General features: G+C 72.1%; 8 protein-coding genes. 2 read left to right on the plus strand and 6 right to left on the minus strand.

The genetic code is table 11. The features are described 5' to 3' along the window. Positions 1-14: 14 nt before the first annotated feature. The 3 genes from ACWDY5_RS17460 to ACWDY5_RS17470 all read right to left on the minus strand — a co-directional run bounded on the left by ACWDY5_RS17460 (position 15) and on the right by ACWDY5_RS17470 (position 4,584). Complete coding sequence (locus ACWDY5_RS17460) at positions 15-1,787, minus strand: ABC transporter family substrate-binding protein (RefSeq protein ID WP_449723203.1); 1,773 nt, start codon at positions 1,785-1,787, stop codon at positions 15-17. A 183-nt stretch (positions 1,788-1,970) separates the two neighbouring features. Then, complete coding sequence (typA, locus tag ACWDY5_RS17465) at positions 1,971-3,887, minus strand: translational GTPase TypA (RefSeq protein WP_449723204.1); 1,917 nt, start codon at positions 3,885-3,887, stop codon at positions 1,971-1,973. Between the two features lie 388 nt (positions 3,888-4,275). Next, the gene (locus tag ACWDY5_RS17470) at positions 4,276-4,584 is read right to left on the minus strand and encodes a YciI family protein (protein WP_449723205.1); all 309 of its coding nucleotides are present in this window, start codon (positions 4,582-4,584) and stop codon (positions 4,276-4,278) included. A gap of 316 nt (positions 4,585-4,900) precedes the next feature. Here ACWDY5_RS17470 and trpS point away from each other — a divergent pair, with 316 nt between their 5' ends. Next, complete coding sequence (gene trpS / locus ACWDY5_RS17475) at positions 4,901-5,872, plus strand: tryptophan--tRNA ligase (RefSeq protein ID WP_449723206.1); 972 nt, start codon at positions 4,901-4,903, stop codon at positions 5,870-5,872. 3 nt (positions 5,873-5,875) lie between these two features. On the opposite strand, the gene ACWDY5_RS17480 is transcribed toward trpS, so the two are convergent. Genes ACWDY5_RS17480 through ACWDY5_RS17490 form a run of 3 tightly spaced genes read right to left on the minus strand, consistent with a single transcriptional unit; the run spans position 5,876 to position 8,779 of the window. Continuing rightward, positions 5,876-6,703, minus strand: coding sequence for a (deoxy)nucleoside triphosphate pyrophosphohydrolase (locus ACWDY5_RS17480; protein WP_449723207.1), 828 nt, complete (start codon positions 6,701-6,703; stop codon positions 5,876-5,878). Positions 6,704-6,734: 31 nt separating this feature from the next. Further along, a complete protein-coding gene (locus ACWDY5_RS17485; RefSeq protein ID WP_449723208.1) occupies positions 6,735-8,093 on the minus strand; it encodes a sensor histidine kinase in 1,359 nt (452 codons plus the stop codon). Continuing rightward, on the minus strand, positions 8,093-8,779 hold the full coding sequence (locus ACWDY5_RS17490) for a response regulator transcription factor (RefSeq protein ID WP_449723230.1): 687 nt from the start codon (positions 8,777-8,779) through the stop codon (positions 8,093-8,095). The genes ACWDY5_RS17485 and ACWDY5_RS17490 overlap by 1 nt, the downstream gene beginning before the upstream one ends. 156 nt (positions 8,780-8,935) lie before the next feature. Here ACWDY5_RS17490 and ACWDY5_RS17495 point away from each other — a divergent pair, with 156 nt between their 5' ends. Beyond that, on the plus strand, positions 8,936-10,075 hold the full coding sequence (locus tag ACWDY5_RS17495) for a LolA family protein (protein WP_449723209.1): 1,140 nt from the start codon (positions 8,936-8,938) through the stop codon (positions 10,073-10,075). Positions 10,076-10,086 lie beyond the last annotated feature (11 nt).

Genomic DNA, 10,086 nt, shown 5'->3' on the forward strand with positions numbered 1-10,086 from the left:
CGTTATGCGGAGCGTCACTTGGGCGGCACGCGCTTCCAGGTGTTGGCCGTGGTGAACGGCCCGGCGAAGGCCGGTCCGGGGTCCACCCCAGTGACCTGCGCGCCGGTGGCCAGCACGTCGGCGGACTGGAACAGCGGCACCGCGACCACCTGCTGCCACAGCGTGGCCTCGATCCCCGGCAGCACCTGGGCCAGCGGCGCGGCCCCGGTCAGCGCGGAGTCGATCACCGGTTGCAGGGTGCGGTCGCAGAACCCGGCCGGGTTGGCCGGCACCGAGAGCGGCTCCGCGGACTGGGCGGGGCAGCCGAAGCTGGAGGCCAGCACGGTGGCCGGATCGCCGTCGATGACCTGCGGCACCACCGCCAGGTCGACCACGCCGGCGTCCGTGGTGGGCACCCCGGTGGTGCTGGTCGGCGCGGCCGAGGTGCTGCTGGTGGCGGCGCTGGTCGCGGTGGGCGGGGTGCTGGGCAGCATCTCGCCGAAGAGCTGGTCGCCGACGGAGTTGGTCACCTTGGCGTCGATGCCGAACTCGGCCAGCTGGCGGCGGATCAGCCCGGCCAGCGAGGCGTAGGGCTCGCGGTCGGTCGGCGCGCCGATGGTGATGCTCAGCGGCCGTCCCTCCCGCGCCCACTTGCCCGCGCCGTCCTTGCGGTAGCCCAGCTCGTGCAGCAGCGCGTCCGCCCGGCCGTGGTCCGGCTTGGCCGAGGGCGTGTCCCCCGGCATGGTCGCGCCGTAGCCCACCTGGGCGGGCCCGTAGACCTGGGCGTCGGCGCGCAGGGCCGCGGCCGGGCCGTTGCCGGTGCCGCTGGCGATCAGCGCGTTGCGGTCGATCAGGCTGACCAGCGCGGTGCGCATCCGGACGTCGGCCAGCACCGGGCTCACCGGCCGCAGCAGCAGCTGCACGGTGCTGCCCCTGGGCATGGTGGTCAGCTTGGCGACCTCGCCGAGCGCGCTCAGCTGCTCCATCGCGGCCTGGTCGGGGGTGATCACCGCGAGCTGGTCGTTGCCGCTGCGCAGCGCCGCGGTGATGCCCGCGGTGTCGGTGCGGCGCAGCACGATCCGGCCCAGCGTGGCCGGGGTGCCCCAGTAGCGGTCGTTGCGCTCCAGCACCACCTCGCCGCGGGCCAGGTCGATCTGCCGGATGGCGAACCGGCCGCCGGAGGCCGGGAAGCTGGTGTCCAGCACCGCGTTCCAGCCGCCGAAGGCGTCCTTGAGCAGGTGCGCGGGCAGCAGGTTGCGGAACAGGGAGCGCCAGCCGGGGTAGGGCTTGCTGAAAACCACCTCGACGGTCTTGCCGCTGTCCTTGGAGACCACGTTGCTGATCAGCCGGTAGCCCGCCGGGTTCACCGTGCCCGGCTGGGTGGTCATCTGCCGCCACAGGTAGTCGAAGTCCTCGGCCGCGATCGGCCCGCCGTCGGACCAGGAGGCGTCCTTGCGCAGCGAGTAGGTCACGGTGAACGGCTCGCTCTTGGTGACCTGGGCGCTGTTGAGCACCGCGGGGTCCGGCCGGGGCACGCCGTCGGGGCCGGTGCGGAAGGCCGAGGGCAGGATCAGCGTGGCCAGCGCGGTGGTGGCCACCGACTGGTCGGCCAGCGCGTGCGGGTTGAACCCCCTGGCCAGCCGGTCCACCCCGACCAGCACCTCGTTGAGGTCGATCACCTTGGTCGGCACGCCCTGCTGGCCGGTGGTCACCAGCGGCGGGGGCGGGGTGGTCGTGCAGGCCGCCAGCGCGCTGACGCCCAGCAGGGCGAGCGTGAGTCGCCGTGCAGCGGATGCGGCCGAGCCCACTCGGCACTCCTCCCTAGATGATCACCCCAGCCAACCTCAGGCTGGTGGTGCAGAGGCTCCCAGACCGTAGTCGAGCCCCTGTGAACAGGACGTCTGAACCCGGGTTGAGGTTGTCCCGCCGGGTTCGAAAAGCCGGACGCCCCGCGGCCACGGGGGCCGAGGGGCGTCCGGTCAGGCTTGCACTCAGACCTTGTCGCGGGTCTTCGCGCGGGAGCGCTCGCGGCCGCGCAGGGTGCTGTCCAGGATGAGCTTGCGGACGCGGATGACCGTGGGGGTCACCTCGACGCACTCGTCGCTGGAGCAGAACTCCAGGGCCTCTTCCAGGCTCAGCTTGCGCGGGCGGGCCAGGCGCTCCAGCTCGTCGCCGGTGGAGGAGCGCATGTTGGTGAGCTTCTTCTCCCGGCAGACGTTGACGTCCAGGTCCTCCGAGCGCGGGTTCTCCCCGACCACCATGCCCTCGTAGGCCTCGGCGCCCGGCTCCACGAAGAAGGTGCCGCGGTCGGCCAGCTGGATCATCGCGTAGCTGGTGACCTGGCCGGTGCGGTCGCAGACCAGGGAGCCGGTGTGCCGGGTGCGCAGCTCGCCGACCCACGGGAAGTAGCCCTCGAAGACGTGGTTGGCGATGCCGGCGCCGCGGGTCTCGGTGAGGAACTCGGTGCGGAAGCCGATCAGGCCGCGCGCCGGGACCACGTAGTCCAGCTTGATCCGGCCGGTGCCGTGGCCGGACATGTTCTCCATCCGGCCCTTGCGGTTGGCCAGCAGCTGGGTGACCGCGCCGAGATGCTCCTCGGGGGTGTCCACGGTGAGCCGCTCGAACGGCTCGCACAGCTGGCCGTCGATGGTGCGGGTGACCACCTGCGGCTTGCCCACGGTCAGCTCGAAGCCCTCGCGGCGCATCTGCTCGACCAGGATGGCCAGCGCCAGCTCGCCACGGCCCTGCACCTCCCAGGTGTCCGGGCGCTCGGTGGGCAGCACCTTGACGCTGACGTTGCCGACCAGCTCGTTGTCCAGGCGGGCCTTGACCAGGCGGGCGGTCAGCTTGTCGCCGCCGTTGCGACCGGCCATCGGGGAGGTGTTCACACCGATGGTCATGGAGATCGCGGGCTGGTCCACGGTGATCCGGGGCAGCGGGTCCGGGTTGTCCAGGTCGGCGAGGGTGTCGCCGATGGTGATCTCCGGGATGCCCGCGATGGCGACCAGCTCACCGGCGGAGGCGGCCTCGGCGGGCACCCGCTCCAGCGCCTCGGTGATCAGCAGCTCGGTGATCTTGACCTTCTGCGTGCTGCCGTCCTCGCGGCACCAGGACACCCACTCGCCCTTGCGGATCTTGCCGGCGTGGATGCGGCAGAGCGCGATACGGCCCAGGAACGCCGAGGCGTCCAGGTTGGTGACCAGGGCGCGCAGCGGGGCCTCGGCGTCGCCGGTGGGCGGCGGCACGTGCTCGAGCAGCACGTCGAAGAGGACGTCCAGGTTCTCCGCGTCCGGCAGGCCGCCGTCGGCGGGCTGCTCCAGGCTGGCCTTGCCCGCGCGAGCGGAGGCGTAGACCACCGGGAGGTCGAGCACGGCCGACATGTCCAGGTGCTCGACACCCTCGGCGTCGAGGTCGGAGGCCAGCTCCAGGAGCAGGTCGTGGGTCTCCTCGACCACCTCGGAGATGCGCGCGTCCGGGCGGTCCACCTTGTTGACCACGAGGATCACCGGCAGGCCTGCGGCCAGGGTCTTGCGCAGCACGAAGCGGGTCTGGGGCAGCGGGCCCTCGCTGGCGTCCACCAGCAGCACCACGCCGTCGACCATGGCCAGGCCACGTTCGACCTCACCGCCGAAGTCGGCGTGGCCGGGGGTGTCGACCACGTTGATGGTCATCACGCCCTCGGCGGTGTGCCGCTTCACCGCGGTGTTCTTGGCGAGAATGGTGATGCCCTTCTCGCGCTCCAGCTCCCCGGAGTCCATGACGCGGTCGACCAGCTCGGCGCGGGCGGCGAAGGCCCCCGACTGCCGGAGCATGGCGTCGACGAGAGTGGTCTTGCCATGGTCGACGTGCGCGACGATGGCGATGTTGCGAAGATCGGTCCTGACGGTGGCCGGCGCGGCGGTGGGCACGCGAAACTCCTCGGAATCTGCCTGTTGGGAGATGGCCACCGGCTTCTGCGCCGCTTTGTAGCCCACCCCATGCTATCCGCCCTGGAGCGACTCCCCGGACGGATCCCCTGAATGATCAGGTAAGCCTAACCTACGATGGGGGCAACCTCAGGGAGTGGGAGCAACACAGTGGGCAAGGTCAAGAAGAAGTGCTGCCGCTCGAAACCGCGGTGCAAACGTTGTCCGGTGCTTGCGCTGAAAAAGGCCAAAGAGAAGTTAAAGAAAAAGCAAGAACGCTGAAGTTGTGGCCCCGCCGGGCGCAGCGGACAGGAATACCTGCCGGGGGCTGCCGGCGGGAGCCGGCGAATGGTGGAGGTCCGGACTGACTGGTCGCAAGGCGCCGCTGGGGTCAGCTGACGAGGAGCTCGTTGTAGGCGAGGAAGGCCGGGGCGGTCCGTGAGGCCTCGAAGTCGATCACCTCGTGCCGGACGACCCGGCGCAGCTTGAAGGGGTCGGTGGCCAGGATCGCGTCGAGGTGGCCGCGCAGCATCGGACGCGTGACGATGAGCCGGTCATGCTGGGTGCCCATGGTCCGGCAGCGGCCGGAGAGCAGGAAGTGGCCTGCCTCGTACTGCCGGTCGAGCCACGCTGCATGCTCCGGCAGTACCAAATCGACCTCGCTGGTCGACGCGGTGTAGTTCAGCAGCACGATGTACATATTTCAAAAATACGCCCGTGAGCCCTGATCGGATCACATCGGCATTTCGACTTATACGCTTTCTTAACACCCCCGTACGGGTCTACTACCACCGTGTCAGCGACCACGATGTGTCATCGGACACGTTTGGCCCAACCGTGATGGTCTACGATGCTCCCCATGCGCTTGATGTCCAGTCTCTGGCGGGCCGCCCACCGGCGGCCCTAGTCACGCGCATCTGAACCTGACCACAGGCCGCCGCTGCGAGGCGGCCTGTGGTGTATACGCAGCACAACCGGCCCCCGCGGCGGCGCACGAACCCGCGGGGAGACCCTCGATGACCCAGTTCTCCGGCATCCAGCCGACCGGCCTGACCCACCTGGGCAACTACCTCGGCGCGATCCGGCAATGGGCCGCCCGGCACCACCGGGATGATCTTTTCTGCGTCGTTGACCTGCATGCGATGACCATCCGGCACAACCCGAACGTGTTGCGCGCCCGTGCCAGAGAGCAACTGGCCATGCTCATCGCGGCCGGCGTGGATCCGGACATCGCGTGCGTTTTCACCCAGTCAGACCTCATCCAGGAGCACGCCGCGCTGACCTGGGTGCTGGAGTGCGTCGTGTCCTACGGCGAGCTGGCCAGGATGACCCAGTTCAAGGACAAGGCCAAGGGCCAGGACGGGGTGCGCGCCGGGCTGTTCACCTACCCGGTGCTGATGGCCGCGGACATCCTGCTGCACGGCGCGGACGAGGTGCCGGTCGGTGAGGACCAGCGCCAGCACCTGGAGCTGGCCCGCACGCTGGCCAAACGCTTCAACGCCACCTACGGGGAGGTGCTCACCGTGCCCAGGGCGGTGACGCCCCGGGTGGCCGCGCGGGTGGCCGACCTGGCCGCGCCGGAGCGGAAGATGTCCAAGTCCAGCGGCGACCAGTCCGGCACCGTGCTGGTGCTGGACCCGCCGGAGCTGATCCGCCGCAAGATCATGCGCGCGGTCACCGACCAGGTCGGCGAGGTCCGCTACGCCCCGGAGACCCAGCCGGGGGTGAGCAACCTGCTGGACATCCTGGCCGCCTGCGCCAACGGCGACCCCAGGGCGCTGGCCGAGCAGATCGGCGGCTACGCCGAGCTGAAGGAGCGCACGGCCGAGGCGGTGATCGAGGAGCTGCGACCGGTGCGTGAGGGCGTGCGGGAGCTGCTGGCCGATCCGGCCGAGCTGGACCAGCTCCGGGCGCACGGGGCCGAGCGGGCGCGGGCCGGGTGCGCGCACCGGCTCGAGGCGGTGCTCAAGGTGACCGGGCTGCGCTGACGCTCACTGGCCGGCGCTGACCTCCTCGGTCAGCTCGACCAGGGCGGGCACCAGCACCCGGTCCGCGGCGACCCAGTCCAGACCGGCCAGGTTCGCCGCCGCCACCCAGCGCACCGCCCGGTGCTCCACGGCGCGCGGCTGGACGTCACCGGCGTCCAGCCGCGCGGTGTGCGTGCGCAGCAGGCCGACCCCGGGCAGCGGGATGTCCGGGCCGAGCCTGCCGGTCGGCCGCACCACCACGCCCATCTCCTCGTGGCACTCCCGGACCAGCGCGTCCACCTCGCTCTCGCCGGGCTCGACCCGGCCGCCGGGCAGCTCCCACTTCCCGGCCAGGCTCATCGGGTAGCTGCGCTGCTGCACCAGCAGCGTGCCCTCGCGCACGATGGCCGCGGCCACCACGATCTTCTCCGCGGCCAGCTCCAGCGAGCGCAGCTCCACCTGGGTGCGGTGCGCGGCCAGCAGCCGCAGCACCAGCCGCCGGAACATCAGCAGGTCGCCGAGCTTGCCCAGCGGGTTTTTCCAGCTCAGGCTCTCGGTGACGAGCACGCCGCCGCCGGTGTCGGCCACCCGCACGGTGACCCCGCCACCGGCCGAGGTGACCAGGCTGAGCCCGGCCTCGTCCACGTGGTCCACCCGCAGCCGCTGCGCGGGCAGCAGCGGGAACGCGCACTTCAGTTCGTCCCCCAGCACCAGCAGCGCGCCATCGGCGTTGACCTGCAACCGGCCGCCCGCGGCCGCCACCGCCTGTCCCCAGGTCTGGACCTCGCGCAGCGCCGCCGCGACCGTGCGCACCGGCGCGTCGATGAGCACCGTCGACCGCAACACACCCATGGCCCGAATCCTGTCAGCCTTGTCCGACAGGTCAGGGTTTGGGCCAGCGGATCTCGAAGCGGGCCCCGCCCTCCGGCGAACCGGCCGCGCGCACCGTGCCGCCGCGGCGGCGGACCAGGTCCGCGACCAGCGCCAGGCCCAGCCCGGCGCCACCGCTGGCCCGGTCCCTGGCCTCGTCCACCCGGTGGAAGCGCTCGAAGACCTGGTCCCGCTGGTCCGCAGGCACGCCGGGTCCGTCGTCCTCCACCAGGAGCCTGCCCTGCGTGCCAGCGGGCAGCACCAGCACCCTGACCAGCGCGCGGGCGTAGCGGGCGGCGTTGCGCAGCACGTTGTCCACCACCAGCTGCACCTCGCGCGGGGCGGCCAGCACCAGCACCGGGGTCGGCGCCTCCACCCTGACCACGATGCCGCGCTCGCCCAGCCTGGCCGCCGAGGCCCTGGCCACCTCGACCAGGTCCACCGGTTCGGCCTCCGGCAGGTCCACCGCGTCCGCGCGGGCCAGCATGAGCAGGTCGTCGACCAGCTGGGAGAGCCGTTCGGCCTCCACCGCGATGTCGGCCAGCGTCTCCTGGGCCAGCTCGGGGTCGGGGTGGGCCACCGCGACCTCGGCCTGCACCCGCAGCGAGGCCACCGGCGAACGCAGCTCGTGCGCGGCGTCCCCGCTGAACCGGCGCATCCGCTCGGCCGCCTCGTCCCGCCTGGCCAGCAGCGCGTTCAGCTCCTCGGCCAGCGCGCGCAGCTCGTCGCGGGCCTCCGGCACCGGCAGCCGCTCACCCGGCGGCAGTGCGCCCGCGGCCTGGCGCATCCGCTGCACCGGGCGCAGCGCCAGCCGCACCGCGACCCAGGCGGTGCCGGCCACCGCGATCATGGACAGCAGCGCGCCCGGCAGGAACCAGTACCCGGCCCGCTCGAAGACGATGAGGTAGCTGGTGAACTCGGTGCCCACCACGACCAGCCGCTGCGCACCGTCGGGCACGCTGACCACCCGGCCCACCCAGCGCACCGCGGGCCCCGACTGCGCCGGCTCGCCGCGGTGGGCGTACATCGGGAACACCGAGACGCCCTTGCCCGCGCGCAGGTCCCTGATCTGCCAGTCGGCCAGCCGGGGCGCCTCCCCGCCGTCGATCGGGCCGCCGGCGCTGTCCAGCACCCTGATCCGCTGGTCCCGCTGGCCGGGCGGGGCCGGGCGGCCCACCGTGATGTCGGCGGCCGCGGTGTCCAGGGTGGCCCGCAGCTGGCCGTCCACCTGGTCGGTCAGCGCGGAGGCGAAGATCGCCGAGGTGACCTGGGCGACCCAGCCGAAGACCAGCAGCGCCACCACCGCGACCACCATGGTGATCCGGGCGCGCAGGGTGCGCCGGATCCACCAGCGGCGCAGCGGGCGGAGCATCAGGACTCCGGGCCGGGGTCCGGGCTGGCCAGGTAGCCGTGGCCGCGCACGGTGCGCACCAGGTGCCCCGCGCCCACCGCCTCCAGCTTGCGCCGCAGGTAGCCCACGTAGACCTCGACCGCGTTGCGGGTGGCGGCCTGCTCGTCGCCCCAGGCCGCGCGCAGCAGCTCGTCCTTGCTGACCACCACGCCAGGGCGACCGGCCAGGGTGGCCAGCACCGCGAACTCGCGCGGGCTCAGCGCCACCGGCTCCCCCGCCCAGCTCACCTCGCGCGTGGCCCGGTCCACGGTCAGCTGCCCCAGCCGCAGCACCTCGCGCGGCCCGCTGTCCGTGCCGCTGCGCCGCAGCAGCGCCTTGACCTGGGCCACCAGCACCACGAAGGAGAACGGTTTGACCAGGTAGCCGTCCGCGCCCAGGTCCAGCCCGTCGGCCTGGTCCACCTCGCCGTCCTTGGCCGAGACCATCAGCACCGGGGTGCGCACGCCCTCCGCGCGCAGCCGCTCCAGCACCCGGTAGCCGGACAGGCCTGGCAGCATGATGTCCAGCAGCACCACGTCGAAGGAGCCGGTCAGGGCCGCGCGCAGGCCGGAGTTGCCATCCGGCGCGGTGACCACCTCCATGCCCTCCGCGCGCAGCCCGCGTTCCAGCGCTCTGCGCACCCCAGGTTCGTCGTCCACGATCAGCACTCGCGCGGTCACCGGGCAAGCATGCCGCTGTTCTCCCAGGTCGTGCGGGAGGCTCTCAGTGCTCTCTCAGCGAAAGCCGGGCATTCTCAGTGGTGTCTCAGCAGGACGGGGCCAGTCTCGGCTGCACGGGACGACCCCGATTCGCAAGGAGGAGACATGGACCGAAGGAAGGCCACAGTCACGGTGGCCACGGCCGGCGCGGTCGCCGGCGCCGTGGGGCTCGCGCTGCTCGCGGTGCCCGGTGGCGCTGGTGCGGCGCCGACGTTGCCGTCGGTGGCCGCCGAGGACCTGGTGCAGTCGGTGTTGACCACCACGCCGCCCGCGCTCGGCGGCACCGTCGAGGTGACCAACAACCTCGGCCTGCCCGCCATCCCGGGCGCGCCGCAGGCAGCCGCGGGCAACAGCAAGCTGCGGGTGTGGACCGACGGGGCCGGCAAGAGCCGGGCCTCGCTGCCGGAGGGGCAGAACGAGAAGACCATCGTCCAGGACGGCACCACCGTCTGGACCTGGGACTCCGCCGAGCGCAAGGTGACCAAGTCCACTGTGGACGCCAAGGCGCTGGAGGAGAAGAAGGCCGAGCTGGACAAGGACAAGAAGGTCCGGCCGACCGACCCGGCCAGCGCCGCGCGTGAGCTGGTGAACCTGGTTCGCCAGCAGAGCGACCTGTCCGTGGACGGCACCGCTGAGGTGGCCGGTCGCCCGGCCTACGAGCTGGTGCTGACGCCGAAGCCGAACGAGCGGACGCTGCTGCGCGGCGTGCGGGTCGCGGTGGACGCGGAGAAGCGCATCCCGCTGCGGGTGACCGTGCTGACCAACGGCACCGACACCCCGGCGCTCCAGGTGGGCTTCAGCCAGCTGAACGTGGGTCCGCAGGACGCCAACCTGTTCAAGTTCACCCCGCCGCCGGGCGCGACCGTGGAGGAGAACAAGGTCGACGGCAAGGCCAAGGACCACCGGGCCCCGTCGAAGGAAGAGATCGAGAAGGCCAAGAAGGAAGCCGAGAAGGCCGTCAAGGTCGTCGGCGAGGGCTGGGACACCACCGTCGTCGGCAAGCTGCCGGAGCAGGCGCTGACCGCGCCGAAGCCGGCCGAGGGCAGGCGTGGCGACCGTGGCTCCGCCGCGGGCAACCCGCTTGACCTGGTCAAGCAGCTCGGCAAGGAGGTCAACGGCGCCTGGGGTTCGGGCTGGGTCATCGAGACCAAGGTCGGGACCGCGCTGGTCACCTCCGACGGCCGCTTCGCGGTCGGCGCGGTGCCGCAGCAGGTGCTGACCGAGGCGATCGGTCAGGTGAAGTGACCGCCGGACTG

This window comes from Crossiella sp. NPDC003009 (genome assembly GCF_053591555.1).